The following is a 19,770-nucleotide window of genomic DNA, read 5'->3' as shown; positions in this document are numbered from 1 at the left end:
CACCCTCACGAGGAGCACCCCGATGACCGACGCGACCACCGAGGCACCCGGGGGCGTCCGCGCTCTGGACGGCGTCCTCTTCTTCCCCGTCACCGCGTTCGACGAGCACGACCGCGTCGACGTCGAGGCGCTCGCCGCGCACGTGGGCGGAGGAGTCTCGGCCGGAGCCGGCGGAGTCTTCATCGCCTGCGGAACGGGCGAGTTCCACGCGCTCGGCATCGACGAGTACGCCACGACCGTCCGCACCGGTGTCGAGGCCACCGCCGGTCGCGTGCCGGTGATCGCCGGAGTCGGCGGCCCGCTCGGCCACGCCCGCGCCTGCATCCGCGCGGCCGAGGAGAGCGGCGTCGACGGCCTGCTGATCCTTCCGCCGTACCTGGTGCGGGGGCCGCAGGAGGGCATCGCGCGCTACGTCGAGCAGCTCGCCGCATCCACCTCGCTGCCGCTGATCGCGTACCACCGCGGCACCGCGGCCTTCAGCCTCCGCACCGCCGAGCGCCTGCTCGCCCTGCCGACCCTCGTCGGCATCAAGGACGGGGTCGGCGACATCGCGCTCGCCCAGCAGTTCGTGAACCTGGCCGCCCGCGTCGGCCGCGAGGACGTGCAGTTCTTCAACGGACTGCTCACGGCCGAGGCCAGCCAGGCCGCGTACCGCGCGATCGGCGTGCCGCTCTACTCCTCCGCCGTGTTCGCGATGGCGCCGGACATCGCGCTCGCCTTCTACGCCGCCTACCGCGACGGCGACGTCGCCGTGCAGCGCCGCCTGCTCGACGGCTTCTACACACCCCTGATCCAGCTGCGCGACACCACCCCGGGCTTCGCGGTCTCGCTGATCAAGGCGGGAGTCCGGCTCGGCGGGATCGACGCCGGCTCCGTGCGCGCGCCGCTCGTGGATCCGTCGCCGGCGCAGCTGTCGGTGCTCTCCGGGCTGCTCGAGACCGCGCGGGAGATGGTCGCGTGAGCGCCGTGGACTCCGCCGTCCGGGCGGCCGTCGCTGCAGCCCCCGCGGCCCGCCGCGCCTCCGACGCCGAGCGCGCGGGCTGGCTCGTCGCTGTCGCCGACGCCCTCGACGCCGCCTCGGCCGAGCTCGTCGCCTTGGCCGACGCCGAGACCCACCTGGGCTCGCCGCGCCTGCCCGGCGAGGTCGCCCGCACCACCGCGCAGCTGCGGCTGTTCGCGTCGGTCGTCCAGGAGGGCTCGTACCTCGAGGCCGTCGTCGACCACGCCGACGCCACGACCACCCCGCCCCGCCCCGACCTGCGACGGGTGCTCGTGCCACTGGGTCCGGTCGCGGTGTACGCCGCGTCGAACTTCCCGTTCGCCTTCTCGGTGGCGGGCGGCGACACCGCCTCGGCCCTGGCCGTCGGCTGCCCCGTCGTGGTGAAGGCGCACCCGGGCCACCCGCGCACGTCCCTCCGCACGGCCGCGATCGTCACGGAGGCGCTCGCCGCCGCGGGCGCTCCGGCCGGGCTCTTCGGCATGATCGAGGGGTACCAGGAGGGGATCGACCTCGTCGAGCACCCCGGCATCACCGCCGCGGCGTTCACGGGCTCCGTCCGCGGAGGCCGCGCGCTGGCCGACCGGGCCGCCGCGCGACCGGCTCCGATCCCGTTCTTCGGCGAGCTGGGCAGCGCGAACCCGGTCGTCGTGACCGCGGCGGCCGACGCGGCGCGCGGAGGCGAGCTCGCGGCTGGACTCGCGGGCTCCTTCACACTCGGGGTCGGCCAGTTCTGCACCAAGCCGGGCATCGTCTTCGTGCCGGAGGGCTCCGCTCTCGAGCAGGCACTGCCCGCGGCCGTCACCACGCCGGCCGCGACCATGCTGACCGGATCGATCGCCGACGGGTTCGTCCAGGGCTCCACCGCGCTGGCCGGGGTCGAGGGCGTGCAGACGCTGCTCGCCTCCTCCGGCGCCGGCAGCCCCGGTGTCTACGCCGTCGACAGCGCCGTGTTCGTCGAGCAGCACGAGGTGCTCGGCGCCGAGGTCTTCGGCCCGGCCACGCTGCTCGTGCGCTACGGCGAGCGCGACGACCTGCTCGCCGCTCTCGACGGACTCGAGGGCTCGCTCACGGCGACCCTCCACTCCGAGGCCGACGACGACGTCGACGACGTGCTCGCCGCGCTCGTCGACCGCAGCGGTCGGGTGCTCTTCGCCGGCTGGCCGACGGGTGTCGCCGTCTCGTGGGCGCAGCAGCACGGAGGGCCGTGGCCGGCGACCACCTCGCAGCACACCTCGGTCGGAGCGACGGCGGTCCGCCGCTTCCAGCGTCCGGTCGCGTTCCAGGACGCTCCGGAGCGCCTGCTGCCGCTCGCCCTGCGCGAGGGCAACCCGCTGGGTGTCCCCCGTCGGGTCGACGGCGTGTACCTCGCGTGAGCCACCGGCGGGTCGAGCCCGCGTAGCGTGGAGCGCATGGAAGCCGCCTCGATCGAGATCGTGCGGTTCGTCGTGTCGCCGCTCCACCGCTACGAGGGCCGGCCCGCCGACGGGGCGATCCCGTTCGAGGGCAACGAGCAGCCCGATCGGATCGAGATCCGCGCCGGGCTCGGCATCGTCGGCGACCGCTACTTCGCGCAGCGGGCCCATCGCACCGCCGCGATCACCCTGTTCGCGATCGAGTCGCTCGAGCACGCGGCCGCCGAGCTGCGGGCGGCGCCGTTCGATCCGGCGGATGCACGCCGCAACATCACCCTGCGCGGAGCGGACGTCGACGCGCTCGCCGGCCGCACCTTCGCACTCGAGCAGGACGACCAGCGGATCGAGTTCCAGGGCGGCCGTCCGGCGAACCCCTGCGCGTGGCTCGACGTCGCGCTCGCCCCCGGCGCTCACAAGGCGCTGCGACGGCGCGGCGGCGTGCGGACAGCACCGCTGGGCAACGGCGTCCTCCACCTCGGCCCGGCCCGGCTGATCCTCCACCGTTCGGAGGACATGCTGATCTGAGCGCTCGGACGAGCCTCTAGGCTCGCTCCGACCACTCACCCCCGATCGAAGGAGGCGCTCCGTGCCCCGAGGCCTCCGCTCACTCGCCCTCGGTGCCCGCACCCGCGTGCGCGAGGCGTTCGCCACCGCCCGGTCCCGCCGCCGCGATCCGCGCCGCCGCTACAAGCGCACCGACGTCTCGGTGCAGCGCGTCCGCCACGAGGACGTCTGGGCCCGGGTCAGCACCGTCGGCCGCACCGGCGAGCGCACCTTCGTGCTGGTCCCCGGCATCGGAGTCGCGGCCACGTACTTCGAGCGCCTCGCGCCCGCGCTCAACGAGTTCGGCCCCGTGCACGCCCTCGATCTACCCGGATTCGGCGGCGTCCCGCACCCGCCGCACGCCCGGCACATGAGCATCCCCGACTACGCCGCGCTCGTCGGGCGCGTGATCGACGAGCTGGGCCTCGTGGACCCGGTCGTCCTCGGCCACTCCATGGGCACGCAGGTCGTCGCCGAGCTGGCCGCCCAGCGCCCCGAGCTCACGACGATCGTGCTGCTGGGCCCCGTGATGAACCGGCACGAGCGCCGCGTCCCGATCGCGGGCCTCCGCTTCGCGCAGTCGAGCCTGCGCGAGCCCCGCCGGGTGGCCCTGCTCGCCGTCGGCGCCTACCTGCTCTGCGGTCCGCGCTGGTTCTCGCGCGTGCTGCCCGAGATGATGCACTACCCGATCGAGGACACGGTGCCGCGGATCCGCGCGTCCGCCCTCCTCATCCGCGGCGAGCACGACCGTCTCGTGCCCCGGGAGTGGATCGAGGAGCTGGCGGAGTCGATGCCGCACGCCCGCGCGTGGGAGATCCCCGGCGCCGCCCACTCCGTCATGCACGCGCACGCCGAGGAGGTGGCGAGGCTCTGCGTCGAGCACGCCCGCGCTCCGCAGCCCGATCGCGACGAGGCCGAGCTCCAGCGCTACCCCGACGCCGAGATCGACCGCTCCGAGGAGGACGCTCCGATCGCCGATCCGCTCGGCGCCGCCCGTGGCCGCGTGACCGAGCTCGTCGGCATCCTCACCGACGACGACTCGCTCATCGCCGAGGGCAAGACCCAGCACGCCGAGGCGACCGATCCGGCCGCGCTGCGCGACGACGCCTAGGGCCGCTCAGGACTCCTCACCCACGATCTCCTCGCGGATCCGGCGCAGGTCCTCGGCGAGCGCCCCCACGAGGATCCAGTGCTCGGGGTGCGGCGTCGCGATCACCAGCGGCGCCGTCAGCGCGGGCAGCTCGTCGGTGATCGCCTCCGGCTCCGGCACGTCGACCGCCGACTGCACGAGCAGCCGCAGGTCGTGCGCCGCCCGGTGCAGCTGCACCGCGATGTCGGCGATGGTGGGCTCGCGCACCAGCTCCACGTCGTAGAGGTCGTGCACGGTGCGGGTCATCCCGCGCACTCGTGTGACGATCCGGCCGAGCCGCGGAGTGACGGAGTCGAGCGCCGCGAGACGGTCGCGGTGGGCGGAGCGGCGCGGATTGAGGCGGAGCGACTCCTCGCCCGTGACGATCGCCGCCTCGGCCTTCCCCTGCATGGTCTGCAGCAGCCGCGCGTTGATCAGCAGCTCGTCGAGGCGCCGCCGCTGCACCGGCGCCTGCAGGGCGTCGGCCAGGTCGTCGAGCGCCGCGGCGAGCTGCGCGGTGAGGTCGCCGACCGCCCTCTCGGCGGGCCCCAGCGCGACCGGCGGCACGAGGAGCCCGTTGACGACGACTCCGACCGCCGCGCCGATCAGCGTCTCGACGATGCGGTCGAACGCGTAGTTCGGAGTGACCGCGCCGACCGAGAGCACGAGCATCGCGCTGATCGGGATCTGCACCGCCGAGGCCGGCGTCAGCCGCACAGCCCAGCCCACCGCGATCGCGGCCACGATCGCGATCAGCACGATCACGCTCTCGCCGCCGAACAGCGTCCCGATCACCGAGCCGAGCACGACACCCAGGATCACCCCGACGCTGCGCTCGAGCGCCTTCGCGAACGACTGGTTCACGCTCGGCGCGACGACGAGCAGCGCCGCGATCGCGCCGAACACGGGCAGCGTGCCGGGGAACACCGCGGCCGCGATGCCCCAGGTGACGACGGTCGCGACGGCCGTCTTGACCAGCTGCAGCAGCGGCGGCCGGGTGGCCACGGTGAAGCTGGAGGTCAGGCGCATGCCCCCACGGTAGCGAGCGCGCCGGAGCGGACGCCGTGCCCGCTCAGCGCTCGTGCGCCGACTCCACGCTCGCGAGGACCGCGCGGAGCGAGCGCGCCGCCTCGGCCCGCTGCGCCGCGGACACTCCCGCCAGCAGCTCGCGCTCGACCGCGAGCACCTCGGGGAACGCCCTGTCGATCAGCTCGACACCGTCCTCGGTGAGCGCGATCAGTGCCCCCCGCCCGTCGGCCGGATTCGCCGACCGCACGACGAGCCCGCGCTTCTCGAGCGCGTGCAGCCGCTTCGTGATCGCGGGAGCGGAGGCGAGCCCGATGGTCCGCAGTGCGCTCGGCGACCGCGGCTCCCCGGCGCGCCGCAGCGTCGTCAGCACGTCGAACTCGCCGCGGGTGAGCCCGTGGGCGGCGAGCCGCTCCTCCGTCGCCCGCACGACGAGCGCGGAGGCGCGGATCAGCCGGCCGATCACGTCGACCGCCTCGGTGTCGAGCTCGGGCCGCAGCGCCGCCCAGCCCTCGCGGATCTCGTCGACCGCGTCGCGCGCTGGACTCCCGAAGTGATTCACGAGTAAAGTATATCTGATTCACCCGTGAACCACTTCCGGCCGGTGCCGCTCGGATCCGCCTGCCGACCCGAGGACGCCATGCCCACCACCCTGCTGCCACCGCTCCCTCACCCCAAGGAGCTCGTCACCCTCGGTCCGCACGCCGGCGCCCACCGCGTCGCGATCCGCGCCGGCGTCTCGATGGCCGTCCCCCTCCTCGTGCTCTGGGCCTTCGGACGCACCGACCTCGCGCTCTACGCGACCTTCGGCGCCTTCACCGCCCTCTACGGCCGGCAGCACACCCACCGCCCGCGCCTGCGGATGCAGCTCTCGGCCGCCGCCTACCTCGTCACCGTGGTGACCGTCGGCACCGCCGTCGCTCTCTCCCCCGCCCGCGAGTGGCTGATCATCCCCGTTGTCGTCGCGGTCGCCGTCGCCGCCGCGTACCTGAGCGACGCCCTGCACTGGCACCCGCCCGGCCCCCTCTTCCCTGTCTTCGCCGTGACGGCGTGCGCCTCGGTCCCCACCGATGCCGCCCGCATCCCGGAGGCGTTCCTCCTCTCGGCCGCGTCCGCCGCCTTCGCGCTCCTCATCGGAGTGGCCGGAGCGGCCTCCCCTCGCGCCCGCCGCCTTCCGCCCACCCCCTGGCGCACCTCGTTCCGGGCGGCCGCCACACGCCCCTCGACCCGCGCCGCGATGCTCCGCTTCGGCGCCGTCGTCCTGGTCTCGGGAGCGATCCCCACCGCCACCGGCCTCGGCCACCCCTACTGGGCGATGGTCGCCGCCGTCGCCGCCGTGTCGGGCGCCGACACCGCCGCCCGCCTGGTCCGCGCGGGCCACCGGATGCTCGGCACCGTCGTCGGAGTCGCGATCGCCGCCGCCCTGCTCGCCCTCCCCCTGTCGCCGCTGGCCACGATCGCCGTCGTCGTCCTCCTCCAGGTCCTCGCCGAGCTCTTCGTCGGCCGCAACTACGGCCTGACCCTCGCCTTCGTCACCCCGCTCGCGATCCTGATGGTCGAGCTGGCGCACCGCACCGACGAGCTCGTCCTCCTCCGCGACCGCGCCCTCGAGACCGCCATCGGCGTCGCCGTCGGCGTCGTCGCCACGCTCGTCGCGCACGCGGCGTCCACCCGCCGCCGCTGACGCCGGCCCGCGCCGGAACGTCAGCCAGGACCACCCGTCAGCCACGATCGTGGCTGAGCACCACTCCTGGCCGAGGTTCTGCGCGTCGGACCGCGGAGACAGCGACCGGACCCTTTCGCGAGATGCACGAGCGGAACCGCGCCCGCCACCGCACTCCAGAGGACGGACGGCAGCAGAGCCCAGCGCTCCTCCGCCATGAGCGCCTGCTGCTGCGCTACGCCTCCCTCGCTCGAGATCGGGGAGCTCTCGAGGACGACGAGCAGCACGGCAGCCACCGCCGCTCCCGCCAGCAGGCCGGCCGACGCCCCCGCCCACCAACGTCGGCGCCCGATCAGTCGGAGCGTGCCGACGAGGACGAGCATCCAGAGCACCCCGAGCGGGAGCGACAGCGCCGCTCCCCAGACGAGGCCGATCACTCCGCCGACCACTCCTGTGATCAGGTCACCACCGTGCAGGGCGGAGGGCAGACCTCCGAGAAGGACCGTCCCTGCAAGCGCGAGCAGGCCCGCGGTCGCTCCGTACGTCACCGGTCGCATCCGTCGAGTGTCGCAGCGAGCCTCCGTCGACGGACGACGAGCGCAGGACGTCGGTCGCGAGGCGAACGGACGGGTCCACGCTTTCGCCGCCTCCGCCGAGGAGCTCGGCGAGCCGCTCACGGCGAAGGCCCCCGCTCACGGGGAGCGGGGGCCTTCATCCGACCGTCGAACCGGTCCTCGTCGCGGTTACCTGACCACTGCCGCCGTTGCCGTGGAGGTGCGCGTCGCCGTGGTGTACGCGGTCTTCTTCCCCGTGACGGTGACCGTGATCGTCTTCCCCACGGTCGCGCTGGTCGGCTTGTAGGTGGTCGCGGTCGCGCCGCTGATCGCCGTTCCGTTCGCCTTCCACTGGTAGGTCAGCGCCACCGGCGCAGGCCCCCACGTTCCGGCGGTCGCGGTGAGAGTCGAGCCGACCTTCGCGGTGCCGGTGATCTTCGGGGTCACCGCGGTCAGGGTGCCGGAGGCGACGGCCGCAGTGGCCGCCGACGTCCGAGTCGCCGAGGTGTAGCCGGCCTTCGTCCCGGACACCGTGACCGTGATCGTCTTGCCCAGGGTGGCCGCTGACGGCCGGTAGGTGCTGCCCGTCGCGCCGGAGAGCGCCGTTCCGTTCGCCTTCCACTGGTAGGTGAAGGCGACCGGCGCGGGACCCCACTCGCCCGGTACCGCGGTCAGGGTGGAGCCGACCTTGGCAGTGCCGGTGATCGTCGGCGTCACGGCGGCGAACGTGCCGGCCACGACCGCCGCGGTGGCGACGGAGGTGCGGCTCGCTCCGGTGTACCCGGTCTTGCCACCCGAGACCGTCACGCTGATCTTCTTGCCGAGAGTCGCGCTGGAGGGCGTGTAGGTGCTGGCTGTCGCTCCCGAGAGCGCGACACCGTCGGCCTTCCACTGGTAGGAGAAGCTCACGGGTGCCGGACCCCACGTCCCCGGGTTCGCGGTGAGGGTGGAGCCCACCTTCGCCGTGCCGGTGACGGTCGGAGTCGCCGCCGTCAGCGCACCCCCCGAGACCGCCGCAGTCGCAGTCGAGACCCGCGTCGTCGACACGTACCCGCTCTTGGAGCCGGTCACCGCGACGGTGATCGTCTTCCCCGCCTCCGTCGCCGCTAGCCGGTAGGTGCCCGCGGTCGCGCCGCTGATGGCCGTGCCGTTCGCGCGCCACTGGTACGCGAGCGCCACCGGAGCCGGCCCCCACGTCCCGGCGTTCGCCGTCAGGGTCGACCCGACGGTCGCGGTGCCACTGATGGTCGGAGTGGGGGCGGTGAGCGCGGACCCGCTGAGCGCCACGACCGTCGAGGTCGGCGAGCTCTCTCCGCCGGCGTTGATCGCCGTGACGCTGAGCGTGTAGGTGCCTCCCGCTGCGAGGTTGGTGAAGGTGTACGACCGAGCGCTTGAAGCGACCACGGTCGACCACGGACCGGAGCCCGCGTTGTCGACTCCGCTGCGGGAGACGCGGTAGCCGGTGATCGCCGGGTTCCCGGGGCTCGTCGGCGGCATCCACCCGATGGTCGCCGTGCGAGCCGTGTTGTTGACGGTTCCACCTACCGATGTCGGCGTGGAAGGCGGCGAGTACGGGTTGGAGACACCCTCGACGGATAGGAAGGGGCCGACTCCGATCGCATTGATCGCCTGCACCGTGAAGGTGTAGTTCGTGTTCGAACGCAGATTGGTAAAAGTCTGCGATCGCTTGTCGGCGGAGACGGTCGTCGACCAAGGGCCGTTGCCCGACGCATCCACCCCGGTGCGGGCAACTCGATAGCCGGTGATATCGCTACCGCCGTCGGTGTAGGGCGAGCGCCATCCAACGGTGATCGATGTTCCGACAGTTTCTGACCACACGTCACCCGGCTCCGAGGGTATTGCCCTCCCGGTACCGAACAGGACGCAAGATTCCGGGGAACTAGCATATTCAGTGTACTCATCCCCGTAATAACCCTCGAACGGAGACGACGCCCAAATGCAGAACTCGTATCGATGGTTAGTTTCGAGTTGGACGGTCTTTGATGAAGTCGTCGGTTCCAGCCAATCGACGTCCGGGTCGGACCCGTAGTCATCGTCCGACACGTACGTGTCACGCACATACGAGCGATACGACTGGAAGTCGCAGGGCTGGCCTGCGAGAGACGGCGCTTCCCAACGGAGAGTCGTAAGCCCAGTGTCTGTATCCGCTGCCGCTGTCACGTTGATAGGCGCCGGCACAGCACCGAAATGATAGAGCTTCGTGGTTGCGGAGATACTCTGAGTCGACGAACTCTGAAGCGACTCCCCATTGGCCCCTCCTGTAAAAGGAGCGGACATATTCGTGACGGCCGCAACTTCGATATGAAGTTCGCGGTCGTACCGAGGAATCTTTACGACGGCCGAAGTCCGACCGGCAACGTCGAGCGAAGCGAGAGTGTACCGTTCGTTTCCATAGTATTCCCCACCTTCATAGATCTGCTCGATTCCGTAGATGTGAATACGGTAACCGGCGACTGCCTGAGTGGACGCAGTCCACGAAAGCGTCACCGTATCGGTGCAACCGTCGTCTGTTGCGACGACATTCGTGGGCGGGGAGGGCGATCCTGCGGCCTGCGCTGGGGCGGCCACAAGCAAGGACATCAAGAGGGCGAGCAAGAGGGAGAAGCTGAGTGCGGCTTTGCGCATGAAAGTCGGGATCTTCCGGGTTCGTCGAGTGAGCGGGTCGACGATCGCCGAGTCCTACCGGATCGTCCCACCCCGCCGCATTCCGCCCTAGACCCCGTTCAAGGGGGACAAAACTCGCTACACGAGCGGCTTGTCCCCACCCTGAGGACAAGGCGTCCGAGCCAATCAGGATCAGCGGTTCCGAGCAAGACGAAAGGCCCCCTGCTTCCGTGGAAGCGGGGGGCCTTCTCGTGGCGGTACCGGTGGGATTTGAACCCACGGTGGACGCAAGCCCACACATGTTTTCGAGACATGCTCCTTCGGCCGCTCGGACACGGTACCGGGGTCGAGTGTACGCGACGCTCTCAAGTCGCGCCAATCGGCGCGGACGCGAGGCGCCGGACGGTCGGTGGCCGCGAGCAGGGGCGGCTCAGACCGCCGCGAACAGGAGGAACGACAGCACGCGGTCCCATTCCGAGACGGCCAACAGGTGGCCGCGGCCCGGGACGACCTCGAGGCGGGAGTCGGCGAGGCGCGCGGCGTACCACTCGCCGTGCACGCGGCCGACCTCGGGGTCCTCGGCGCCGTAGAGGAGGAGCGCGGGCGACGCGACCTGGTCGACCGCGAAGCCCCAGTCGAGCAGGGTGTAGCCGACGATGTCGGCGGCCATGCCGGTGGTGCCCTGCGCGGCGGCGCGTTCGAGCATGCGGAGGAGGCGGTCGCGGACGCCGGGTGCCTCGAGGAGCGGGGCGTCGGCGCCGGCCGCGCCGAGCATCCCGAGGAGGGCGGCCGGGTCGGGGGCCGGGCCGAAGGCCTCGCCGAGCATCGTGTCGAGGGCACGGACGGCGTCGGCGGACGGCAGCGCCCGGAGCGATTCGAGCATCGCCCGGTTGGCGTCGCCGACCCACGGCACGGCGTCGTCGGGCGCCGGAGTCGCGAGGACGGCCACGCGCTCGACGAGACCGGGGTAGTTGGCCGAAAGGGCGAGCGCGACGCGGCCGCCGGCCGACCAGCCCGCCGCGGTGACCGAGGCGATGCCGATCGTCGCGAGGTACTCGGCGATGTCGGCGGCGGCCCGCTCGGGGGTGGCGGGGGCGCCCGCGCCGGCCTGGTCGAGATCGTTCAGCAGCTCGGACGCGCCGTACCCGGGACGGTCGACCGAGAGCAGGCGCACGCCGTGGCGCGCGGTCGCCTCGGGGTCGGGGTCGAAGTCGGCCGATCCGGGAGCGGGATGCGCGAGCACGACGACGTGCTCGGCGTGCTCCGGCCCCGTCCAGGTGACGCCGAGCGCGCGGCCGGACTTGAGGTGGTGCACTGACGACGACATGGGGTCAGTCTCGCGCAGACCTCCGACAGCTCGGGCTCGCCGCTCCACGAAGCGGCGCTTCTCCCCAGGCCTCGATCCCGAGCACTTCTCCCCGGGCCGGGCGCGCTGCGGACGAGTGTCGGCGGTGGCGGCTATCGTCGAAGACACGTTCGAAGGAACGCTCCGATGTCGGAGGCCGCTCGTAGCCTCGCTGACGCCGATCCACCCCCACCCAGCCCCGCTCCGGAAGGACCTCATGGCCGCCTCGAAGACGCGCACCGCCGCCTACCGCTGCTCGGAGTGCGGCTGGACGACCGCGAAGTGGGTCGGCCGCTGCGGCGAGTGCCAGCAGTGGGGCACGGTCGTCGAGAGCACGGAGCGCACCGGGCTCGTGCGCGCCGTCGCCGCCGTCGCGCCGTCCGCGAACCGCGTCGCCCGGCCGATCACCGAGATCCCGACCACCTCCGGCGCCCGCCACCGGCCCACCGGCGTCGGCGAGCTCGATCGCGTGCTCGGCGGCGGCATCGTCTCGGGTGCCGTCGTCCTGCTCTCGGGCGAGCCGGGCGTCGGCAAGTCCACGCTGCTGCTCGAAGTGGCCTCCCGCGCCGCCGCCGAGGGCCAGCGCGTCCTCTACGTCAGCGCCGAGGAGTCGGCCGCGCAGGTCCGCATGCGCGCCGAGCGCACCGGCGCGATGCACGACAGCCTCTACCTCGCCGCCGAGACCGACCTCGCGACGGTCCTCGGTCAGATCGACGAGGTGCAGCCCGACCTCCTCATCGTCGACTCGGTGCAGACCGTCGCGAGCGACACCGTCGACGGCCTGCCCGGCGGTCCGAGCCAGGTCCGCGAGGTCGCGGCCACGCTCATCCGGGTCTGCAAGGAGCGCGCGCTCCCCCTGGTGCTCGTCGGCCACGTCACGAAGGACGGCTCGATCGCCGGCCCGCGCCTGCTCGAGCACCTGGTCGACGTGGTCTGCCACTTCGAGGGCGACCGGCAGACGGCCCTGCGCTTCGTCCGCTCGCTCAAGAACCGGTTCGGCCCGACCGACGAGGTCGGCTGCTTCGAGATGACCGCCGAGGGCATCGCCGAGATCCCCGACCCGAGCGGCCTGTTCCTCTCGCGCACCCGCTTCCCCACCCCGGGCATCTGCGTCACGGTGGCGATGGAGGGCCGACGCGCCCTGCCCGTCGAGATCCAGGCGCTCGTCATCGCGAACGACGGCGAGCACCCGCGCCGCGTCACCAACGGAGTCGACGCCTCGCGCGTCGCGATGATCCTCGCCGTCCTCGAACGGCAGGCCGGCATCCCGCTGCGCCGGTGCGACGTCTACGTGTCGACGGTCGGCGGAGTGAAGCTGATGGAGCCCGCGGCCGATCTCGCCATCGCCGTCGCGATCGCCTCCGCCCACGCGTACACGCCGCTCCGGCCCGGCATCGCCGCGTTCGGCGAGATCAGCCTCTCCGGAGACATCCGCCCCGCCTCCGGAGCCAAGCAGCGCGCCAACGAGGCCACTCGCCTCGGCCACTCCTCGCACCTCGACTCCGGCGCCTTCACGCTCTCGAGCGCCATCACGCACGCCCTCGTGCCGGTGCCCACGCGCATCCCCGAGGGCCGCTCCGGCCCGCGATCGAGCATGCAGGGCGCCTAGACCGAGCACGGCTCGGATCGGCCAGCGCCCGTCATGCAGGGCGCCTAGACCCCGCCGCCTCCGCCACCCCCGCCGCCTCCGCCCGAGCTGCCGCCGCCACCGGCACCACCGCTCGACGAGCTCGTCGACGAGCCCACGAAGCTCGATGCCGACGACGAGAACGACGACACGCTGCTCGCGAACGCCGCCGCCTGGAATCCGCTCGACCCGGAGTACCAGACCGGATCCTCGCCCGCCTGCTCGTACGCGACCGACAGCGCCGTCGCCCACTCCGACTCGAGCCCCAGCAGCACCGCCCACGGCAGCAGCCGCTCGGTCACCTCCACGACCTCCACCGGTCCGAGCATCCGGCGCTGCGCGCCCTCCGGCGACTGCAGAACGGCGAACCGATCCGCCTCCGCCAGCTTCAGATACAGCTCCAGCCCGCGCAGATGATCGCGCAGCTCCGCCCCCGCCGCCATCACGGGCACCTTCGCCAGCAGCACGCACACCAGCGCCCCGATCGCGATCGCCACGAGCACCAGGACGAACGGCAGCGCCCCACCCAGCGACGCCGCGAGCAGACCCGCCCCGCCGACCACCGCGACGATCACCGCCACGACCGTGGCCAGGATCAGCCAGACCGATCCGCGCACCGTCCCCGGCCGCCGCAGCCCCTCCTCCTCGGCCCGCTTGGGCAGCGTGCTCAACAGAGCGGTGACCTCCTTGCCGAACGCCTTGTCCTTCTCGGCCAGATCACGGACTGTCCCGGGCGCCGGCGACGGACCGAACGCGATGTCCCGGAAGCGCTGCTCGTCGACCGCCAGCGGACGCGGCCGCCCGGCGCGCCGCAGCGACACCTCGGCCGGATCCAGTACCCGCAGGAGGAACGACGGCTTCCCCTTGCGCCCCTCGACCTCCTCGATCCGCGCGAACCGCCGCACCGCGGAGTCGACCAGCGCCGCCGCGGCGGCCCGCGTCGTCTTCGACCTCAGCTGCGCCGACAGGAACAGCCCCTGCACCGGAGGCTCGTACTCGGCGATGATCGTCGGCCTGCCCGGTGCGTCCTTCAGCACCGTGGCACGCCGTCGCGCGGCAAGGACAAGCAGCACCAGCGACGCAGCCAGTCCGATCAGCTGCACCCACCCCCAGGCGGCCGCGAAATAGCTGTCGTCGCGCGGGGTGAACGTGCCCGGCGCGAACCCGACCGCGATCGTGACGTTCTCCCCCGCGGCGAGGTCGCTGCCGGAGGCGGTGACCACTCCGTCGGCCTCGTCGAGCACGCAGCCGTCCGTCGAGCCGGCGACGCCCCGGTAGCAGGACGCCGTCCCGGTCGCGGCCTCCGCGAGCCCCGGGCCCAGCTCCACCCGGATCCGGTAGTCGTCGAACGGCTGGCGCCAGGCGGTGCCGTTCGCGTCCCAGTAGAACTCGTCCTCTCCGCTCGACGTCCCCGAGGCGGGCAGTGTCACGTTCCGCTGCGTGTAGGTGAACACGTAGGTCTGGCTGCCGCTGACGTAGTCGTCCGCGGCGCTCGTGACGATCAGGAAGCCGTCCTCCGACTCCGTGTCGACGGGCCGGGGCGCGCCGTCGCCGTCCGTCACCGAGACGAGATCGACGTCGGTCGGCCGCCCCTCGAACTCGAGCGGGATCGCCCGCTGCATCCCGCGGTTCTGGTTCGACGGGAACTCGGCGACGAACGTCTCCTCCGTCGTCAGGATCGATCGGCCCTCGGCGTCGCGGTCGAGCACGAAATCGGCCGAGTACTCCGAGAAGCGGAAGTCGTCCACGCCCGCTCGCAGCGCATCGGCCGCAGCGGCCGGCGCTGCGAGGAGCGCCGCGAGGAGCAGCCCACCGGCCGTGGCAGCGGACAGGACAGCGGAGAGAGTGGCCCTCATGTCCCCGAGCGTAGGCGCGGAACGTGGCGCGCCGCGTCCGCCGAGCGGGCGAGACCTACCGCAGCAGGAACTGAGTGGTCGACCCGGACGGGATGCCCGCGATCGACACCGAGAGTGCGTAGGCGGCACCCTCGCCGGGGACCGCCTCGCGTCCGCCGTCGCAGGTGTCCGGCGAGGAGCGGGTGCGATCCCAGGTGATCGGGCTCCCGGTCACCGTGCGGCCCGACTGCAGCAGCACGTCCAGGTCGGAGGCGCCGGTCTGGCAGTCGGTCGACGACCAGATCGGGTCGGAGCCGCTCGTGATCGTGAAGACCTGCTGCGACGTCCCCGCGTTGATCACGCAGTCCGAGTTCGAGATGTTGGCGAGCGAGAGCGAGAGCTGCGGATTCTCGTCCGAGGAGTAGCTCGTCGAGTCCGTCACCGCCGTGACCGCCACCATGTCGGCGGTGCAGTCCGGCACGGCTCCCGAGGCCGTCGGCATGGTCGAGGGGTAGAGCGTGGGCAGCGGGCTGCTCGACGGACCCGCGTCGTCGGCCGCCTCCCGCGATCCCGCCCACGGCCGGAGGGACAGCAGCACGACCAGGCCCGCCACGATCACGAGGAGCGCCAGCAGCACGCCGGCCCTGCGCCTGCGGTAGACCCGGGAGGGCAGGCGGCGGGGCGGCGGAGTCACCGGAACAGGCTACGACGCCGCAGCCGTCAGAGCGTCTTCAGCATCCGGGTGTTGCCGAGCGTGTTCGGCTTCACCCGGGCGAGGTCGAGAAACTCCGCGACACCCTCGTCGGGAGAGCGGAGCAGCTCGGCGTACACCTCGGGGTCGACGACCTTCTCGCCGATCGGCGCGTAGCCGTGGCGCTGGAAGAAGTCGACCTCGAAGGTCAGGCAGAACAAGCGCTTGAGCCCCAGCTCGCGGGCGTCGTTCTCGAGCCGCTCCAGGATGTGGTGGCCGACTCCGCGGCCGAGCCAGTCCTGCGAGACCGCGAGAGTGCGCACCTCCGCGATGTCGTCCCACATCACGTGCAGCGCGCCGCAGCCGATGGCGTTGCCCTCGCCGTCCTCGGCGATGCGGAACTCCTGCACGGCTCCGTAGAGCACCACTCGGTCCTTGCCCAGGAGGATCCGCTCGTTGACGAGGGGCTCGCTCAGCTCCTGGATGAAGGGGACGTCACTCGTGCGCGCCCGGCGCACCGGGTACTTCCAATCGGCCATCGGACCAGCGTAGGGCCTGGTGAGCACAGGGCCCGGTGAGCGCAGGGCCGAACGACGACGAGCCCGCCCCTCCGGAGGGAGGAACGGGCTCGTCGAGGTGGTGCGGGTTACGCCATCAGGTCGGGCGTCGCCGGGCCGGCGGTCGCCGCTCCGGTCGTCGCACCGGCGCTGATCGAGATGAGGCGCGGAGTCGTCGTGAAGACGAACTTGCCCTCGGCGAAGTCCACGTGGATGTGGTCTCCGGAGCCGAGCTGGCCGTGCAGGATCTGCTCGGACAGCTGGTCCTCGATCTCGCGCTGGATCGCACGGCGGAGGGGGCGGGCACCGAGGGCCGGGTCGAACCCGACCTCGATGAGGCGCTCCTTCGCCGGCTGGGTCAGCTCGACCGTCATGTCGCGGTCGAGCAGGCGGTCGCTCAGGCGCTTGATGAACAGGTCCACGATCTGGAGCAGCTCGGGCTTGGACAGCTGCGGGAAGACGATGACGTCGTCCACGCGGTTGAGGAACTCGGGCTTGAAGTGCTTCTTGAGCTCCTCGTTGACCTTGCCCTTCATGCGGTCGTAGCCGGTGGCGTTGTCGCCCTCGATCTGGAAGCCGACCGGGCCGCCCGCGATGTCGCGCGCACCGAGGTTGGTGGTCATGATGATCACGGTGTTCTTGAAGTCGACCACCCGGCCCTGACCGTCGGTCAGGCGTCCCTCCTCCAGGATCTGGAGGAGCGAGTTGAAGATGTCGGGGTGCGCCTTCTCGATCTCGTCGAACAGGACCACGCTGAACGGCTTGCGGCGGACCTTCTCGGTGAGCTGGCCGCCCTCCTCGAAGCCGACGAACCCGGGAGGGGCGCCGAAGAGCCGCGAGACGGTGTGCTTCTCGCCGTACTCCGACATGTCGAGCGAGATCATCGCGTCCTCGTCGTCGAACAGGAACTCGGCGAGCGCCTTCGCGAGCTCCGTCTTGCCGACGCCCGTGGGGCCGGCGAAGATGAACGACCCGGAGGGGCGCTTGGGGTCCTTGAGGCCGGCGCGGGTGCGGCGGATGGTGCGCGAGAGGGCCGCGATGGCCTCCTCCTGACCGATGACGCGCTGGTGCAGCGCCTTCTCCATGAAGACGAGCCGCGAGGACTCCTCCTCGGTCAGCTTGAACACCGGGATGCCGGTCGCCTGGGCGAGGACCTCGGCGATCAGGCCCTCGTCGACGACACCGGTCGCCTTGACGTCGCCCGACTTCCACTTCTTCTCGAGGCGCAGGCGCTCACCGAGCAGCTGCTTCTCCTCGTCGCGGAGCGACGCGGCCTTCTCGAAGTCCTGGTCCTCGATCGCGGCCTCCTTCGCGGCGCGGACGACGGCGATGCGGTCGTCGAAGTCGCGCAGCTCCGGCGGGGCCGACAGGATCGACAGGCGCAGGCGTGCGCCGGCCTCGTCGATCAGGTCGATGGCCTTGTCGGGCAGGAAGCGGTCGCTGATGTAGCGGTCGGCGAGGTTGGCGGCCGAGACGATCGCGCCGTCGGTGATGGACACCTTGTGGTGCGCCTCGTAGCGGTCGCGCAGGCCCTTGAGGATGTTGATCGTGTGAGGGAGCGACGGCTCCGCCACCTGGATCGGCTGGAAGCGGCGCTCGAGAGCGGCGTCCTTCTCGAAGTGCTTGCGGTACTCGTCCAGCGTGGTCGCGCCGATCGTCTGCAGCTCGCCGCGGGCGAGCAGCGGCTTGAGGATCGAGGCGGCGTCGATCGCGCCCTCCGCGGCCCCTGCGCCGACGAGGGTGTGGATCTCGTCGATGAAGGTGATGATGTCGCCGCGGGTGCGGATCTCCTTCGTCACCTTCTTCAGGCGCTCCTCGAAGTCACCGCGGTAGCGGGAACCGGCGATGAGCGAGCCGAGGTCGAGCGTGTAGAGCTGCTTGTCCTTCAGCGTCTCGGGCACGTCGCCGCGCACGATCGCCTGGGCCAGACCCTCGACGACGGCGGTCTTGCCGACGCCGGGCTCGCCGATCAGCACGGGGTTGTTCTTGGAGCGGCGCGAGAGGATCTGCATCACGCGCTCGATCTCCTTCTCGCGCCCGATGACCGGGTCGAGCTTGTTGTCGCGCGCGGCCTGGGTCAGGTTGCGGCCGAACTGGTCGAGGATCTGCGAGCCGCCCTGGGGCTGCTGCTGCTCTCCTCCGACCGCGACCTGCTCCTTGCCCTGGTAGCCGGACAGCAGCTGGATGACCTGCTGGCGCACGCGGTTGAGGTCGGCGCCGAGCTTGACGAGCACCTGCGCGGCGACGCCCTCGCCCTCGCGGATGAGCCCGAGCAGGATGTGCTCGGTGCCGATGTAGTTGTGGCCGAGCTGCAGAGCCTCGCGGAGCGAGAGCTCGAGCACCTTCTTGGCGCGCGGCGTGAACGGGATGTGGCCCGTCGGCTGCTGCTGCCCCTGGCCGATGATGTCCTGGACCTGCTCGCGCACCGCGTCGAGCGAGATGCCGAGGGACTCGAGCGCCTTGGCGGCCACTCCCTCGCCCTCGTGGATCAGCCCGAGCAGGATGTGCTCGGTGCCGATGTAGTTGTGATTGAGCATCTTGGCCTCTTCCTGGGCCAGGACGACGACGCGCCGTGCGCGATCGGTGAATCTCTCGAACATGCTGTCACTCCCTACGGAACCCGCAGGGGTGGGCTCCGATAGGACGACTGTAACCAGCGCTCCCCCGGGTCGGACCCCCTGTTCGCCCTGGGCGTGCAGCCGATCCCGCCCGGGGCCGCGGTCCATGCACAGGCATACACTTCCCGCATGAGCAACCTGGAGAAGCACCCGGACGAGCACCCGGTGTCCTCCGCCCGCGGCACGGCGGTCGGCTCCCCCGGCATCGAGGTTCTGGAGGCGCGCCTCGTGCCCCTCGGCGGCCCCCGCGCCATCGAGGTGCGGCGCACGCTGCCGCAGCGCTCGCGGTCGACCATCGGCGCCTGGTGCTTCGCGGACCACTACGGGCCGGTGACGCTGGGCGAGGAGACCGGGATGGACGTGCCTCCGCACCCGCACACGGGACTCCAGACGGTCAGCTGGCTGTTCGAGGGCGAGATCGACCACCGCGACAGCGTCGGGAGCCACCAGCTCGTGCGGCCGGGCGAGCTCAACCTGATGACGGCGGGCAGCGGCATCTCGCACTCCGAGGTCTCGACCGGAGGCGCTCCTGTGCTGCACGGCGTCCAGCTGTGGGTCGCCCTCCCCGAGAGCGCGCTGGCCATCGATCCGTTCTTCGAGCACCACCGCGGCGTCCGCGTCGACCTGCCGGGCGCGCTGGTCCGCGTGTTCCTCGGAGGGATGCTGGGCGCGTCCGTGCCCGCGAGCACCTTCACTCCGCTCGTCGCCGCGCAGATCGACCTGGAGCCGGGCGCGTCGGTCGACCTGCCGATCGACTCGGGATGGGAGCACGGCGTGCTGGTCGACTCCGGTCCGGTCGTCGTCGAGGGGGTCGAGGTCGCTCGCGCGGATCTGGCCTACGTCGCGCCGGGACCCGCGACCCTGCGCCTCTCAGTGGGCGACGCGGGCGGCCGCGTGGTGCTGATCGGCGGCGAGCCGTTCGAGGAGGACCTCGTGATGTGGTGGAACTTCGTCGGCCGGCGCCACGACGACATCGCGGCGGCGCGCGAGCGCTGGCAGGCCGACGTGATGGACGGAGGAGACCCCGCGGGTCCGTTCGGCACCGTCACCGGCTACGACGGCCGCGCCCTCCCGGCACCGACCCTCCCGACGGTGCGGCTCAAGCCGCGCCGCCGGGTCTGATCGCGCCGGGCCGGACCGCGCAG

At 72.0% G+C, this 19,770-nt stretch carries 16 protein-coding genes and 1 tRNA gene; 7 read left to right on the top strand and 10 right to left on the bottom strand.

Annotated features, from left to right (window positions below; translation table 11 throughout):
- Window positions 1-22 precede the first annotated feature (22 nt).
- The 4 genes from LRG51_RS13600 to LRG51_RS13585 all read left to right on the top strand — a co-directional run bounded on the left by LRG51_RS13600 (window position 23) and on the right by LRG51_RS13585 (window position 4,066).
- A complete protein-coding gene (locus tag LRG51_RS13600; protein WP_230673203.1) occupies window positions 23-961 on the top strand; it encodes a 5-dehydro-4-deoxyglucarate dehydratase in 939 nt (312 codons plus the stop codon).
- Window positions 958-2,373, top strand: coding sequence for an aldehyde dehydrogenase family protein (locus LRG51_RS13595; RefSeq protein ID WP_230673202.1), 1,416 nt, complete (start codon window positions 958-960; stop codon window positions 2,371-2,373). The genes LRG51_RS13600 and LRG51_RS13595 overlap by 4 nt, the downstream gene beginning before the upstream one ends.
- 36 nt (window positions 2,374-2,409) lie before the next feature.
- Entirely contained in the window at window positions 2,410-2,937 is a 528-nt protein-coding gene (locus LRG51_RS13590; protein ID WP_055789888.1) for an MOSC domain-containing protein, read from the top strand.
- Between the two features lie 61 nt (window positions 2,938-2,998).
- A complete protein-coding gene (locus LRG51_RS13585; protein WP_157603114.1) occupies window positions 2,999-4,066 on the top strand; it encodes an alpha/beta fold hydrolase in 1,068 nt (355 codons plus the stop codon).
- Window positions 4,067-4,072: 6 nt separating this feature from the next.
- Here the strand turns inward: LRG51_RS13585 and LRG51_RS13580 are convergent, their stop codons facing one another.
- Both LRG51_RS13580 and LRG51_RS13575 read right to left on the bottom strand, forming a co-directional pair.
- Window positions 4,073-5,113, bottom strand: coding sequence for an FUSC family protein (locus LRG51_RS13580; protein ID WP_230673201.1), 1,041 nt, complete (start codon window positions 5,111-5,113; stop codon window positions 4,073-4,075).
- Window positions 5,114-5,156: 43 nt separating this feature from the next.
- The gene (locus LRG51_RS13575) at window positions 5,157-5,672 is read right to left on the bottom strand and encodes a MarR family winged helix-turn-helix transcriptional regulator (protein ID WP_230673200.1); all 516 of its coding nucleotides are present in this window, start codon (window positions 5,670-5,672) and stop codon (window positions 5,157-5,159) included.
- 78 nt (window positions 5,673-5,750) lie between these two features.
- Between LRG51_RS13575 and LRG51_RS13570 the strand changes: the two genes are divergently transcribed.
- Entirely contained in the window at window positions 5,751-6,794 is a 1,044-nt protein-coding gene (locus tag LRG51_RS13570) for an FUSC family protein (RefSeq protein ID WP_230673199.1), read from the top strand.
- A gap of 20 nt (window positions 6,795-6,814) precedes the next feature.
- Here LRG51_RS13570 and LRG51_RS13565 read toward each other — a convergent pair whose 3' ends face one another.
- The 4 genes from LRG51_RS13565 to LRG51_RS13550 all read right to left on the bottom strand — a co-directional run bounded on the left by LRG51_RS13565 (window position 6,815) and on the right by LRG51_RS13550 (window position 11,279).
- Window positions 6,815-7,330: a hypothetical protein gene (locus LRG51_RS13565; RefSeq protein WP_230673198.1), complete on the bottom strand. Its 516-nt coding sequence runs from the start codon at window positions 7,328-7,330 to the stop codon at window positions 6,815-6,817.
- A gap of 186 nt (window positions 7,331-7,516) precedes the next feature.
- Window positions 7,517-9,625 carry a fibronectin type III domain-containing protein gene (locus LRG51_RS19540; RefSeq protein WP_268966623.1) on the bottom strand — a complete coding sequence of 703 codons (2,109 nt, stop codon included), beginning with the start codon at window positions 9,623-9,625 and terminating at the stop codon, window positions 7,517-7,519.
- Window positions 9,626-10,204: 579 nt separating this feature from the next.
- Window positions 10,205-10,294, bottom strand: a tRNA-Ser gene (locus tag LRG51_RS13555).
- Window positions 10,295-10,382: 88 nt separating this feature from the next.
- Window positions 10,383-11,279: an alpha/beta fold hydrolase gene (locus LRG51_RS13550; protein WP_230673196.1), complete on the bottom strand. Its 897-nt coding sequence runs from the start codon at window positions 11,277-11,279 to the stop codon at window positions 10,383-10,385.
- A gap of 235 nt (window positions 11,280-11,514) precedes the next feature.
- Here LRG51_RS13550 and radA point away from each other — a divergent pair, with 235 nt between their 5' ends.
- Entirely contained in the window at window positions 11,515-12,906 is a 1,392-nt protein-coding gene (gene radA / locus LRG51_RS13545) for a DNA repair protein RadA (RefSeq protein ID WP_082481152.1), read from the top strand.
- A 44-nt stretch (window positions 12,907-12,950) separates the two neighbouring features.
- Here the strand turns inward: radA and LRG51_RS13535 are convergent, their stop codons facing one another.
- From LRG51_RS13535 to LRG51_RS13520, 4 genes are all read right to left on the bottom strand, one after another.
- Entirely contained in the window at window positions 12,951-14,780 is a 1,830-nt protein-coding gene (locus LRG51_RS13535) for a DUF2207 family protein (RefSeq protein WP_268966599.1), read from the bottom strand.
- Window positions 14,781-14,835: 55 nt separating this feature from the next.
- On the bottom strand, window positions 14,836-15,453 hold the full coding sequence (locus LRG51_RS13530) for a hypothetical protein (RefSeq protein ID WP_230673195.1): 618 nt from the start codon (window positions 15,451-15,453) through the stop codon (window positions 14,836-14,838).
- Window positions 15,454-15,479: 26 nt separating this feature from the next.
- Entirely contained in the window at window positions 15,480-15,989 is a 510-nt protein-coding gene (locus tag LRG51_RS13525; protein WP_055789862.1) for an amino-acid N-acetyltransferase, read from the bottom strand.
- Window positions 15,990-16,096: 107 nt separating this feature from the next.
- The gene (locus tag LRG51_RS13520) at window positions 16,097-18,607 is read right to left on the bottom strand and encodes an ATP-dependent Clp protease ATP-binding subunit (RefSeq protein WP_055789859.1); all 2,511 of its coding nucleotides are present in this window, start codon (window positions 18,605-18,607) and stop codon (window positions 16,097-16,099) included.
- Between the two features lie 147 nt (window positions 18,608-18,754).
- Between LRG51_RS13520 and LRG51_RS13515 the strand changes: the two genes are divergently transcribed.
- Window positions 18,755-19,747: a pirin family protein gene (locus tag LRG51_RS13515; protein WP_230673194.1), complete on the top strand. Its 993-nt coding sequence runs from the start codon at window positions 18,755-18,757 to the stop codon at window positions 19,745-19,747.
- The last annotated feature ends 23 nt before the right edge of the window (window positions 19,748-19,770 follow it).

Source organism: Rathayibacter sp. Leaf248 (assembly GCF_920939495.1).
GTDB lineage: Bacteria > Actinomycetota > Actinomycetes > Actinomycetales > Microbacteriaceae > Rathayibacter > Rathayibacter caricis.
Note: the sequence above shows the minus strand (reverse complement) of the source record. Positions and strands in the feature narration are given on the sequence as shown.

Excerpts from the sequence above, each read along its gene's own strand:
- LRG51_RS13600 (WP_230673203.1), top strand. The coding sequence starts at position 23 with ATGACCGACGCGACCACCGAGGCACCCGGGGGCGTCCGCGCTCTGGAC.
- LRG51_RS13590 (WP_055789888.1), top strand. The coding sequence starts at position 2,410 with ATGGAAGCCGCCTCGATCGAGATCGTGCGGTTCGTCGTGTCGCCGCTC.
- LRG51_RS13580 (WP_230673201.1), bottom strand. The coding sequence starts at position 5,113 with ATGCGCCTGACCTCCAGCTTCACCGTGGCCACCCGGCCGCCGCTGCTG.
- LRG51_RS13570 (WP_230673199.1), top strand. The coding sequence starts at position 5,751 with ATGCCCACCACCCTGCTGCCACCGCTCCCTCACCCCAAGGAGCTCGTC.
- LRG51_RS13565 (WP_230673198.1), bottom strand. The coding sequence starts at position 7,330 with ATGCGACCGGTGACGTACGGAGCGACCGCGGGCCTGCTCGCGCTTGCA.
- LRG51_RS19540 (WP_268966623.1), bottom strand. The coding sequence starts at position 9,625 with ATGTCCGCTCCTTTTACAGGAGGGGCCAATGGGGAGTCGCTTCAGAGT.
- LRG51_RS13550 (WP_230673196.1), bottom strand. The coding sequence starts at position 11,279 with ATGTCGTCGTCAGTGCACCACCTCAAGTCCGGCCGCGCGCTCGGCGTC.
- radA (WP_082481152.1), top strand. The coding sequence starts at position 11,515 with ATGGCCGCCTCGAAGACGCGCACCGCCGCCTACCGCTGCTCGGAGTGC.
- LRG51_RS13535 (WP_268966599.1), bottom strand. The coding sequence starts at position 14,780 with ATGAGGGCCACTCTCTCCGCTGTCCTGTCCGCTGCCACGGCCGGTGGG.
- LRG51_RS13525 (WP_055789862.1), bottom strand. The coding sequence starts at position 15,989 with ATGGCCGATTGGAAGTACCCGGTGCGCCGGGCGCGCACGAGTGACGTC.
- LRG51_RS13520 (WP_055789859.1), bottom strand. The coding sequence starts at position 18,607 with ATGTTCGAGAGATTCACCGATCGCGCACGGCGCGTCGTCGTCCTGGCC.
- LRG51_RS13515 (WP_230673194.1), top strand. The coding sequence starts at position 18,755 with ATGAGCAACCTGGAGAAGCACCCGGACGAGCACCCGGTGTCCTCCGCC.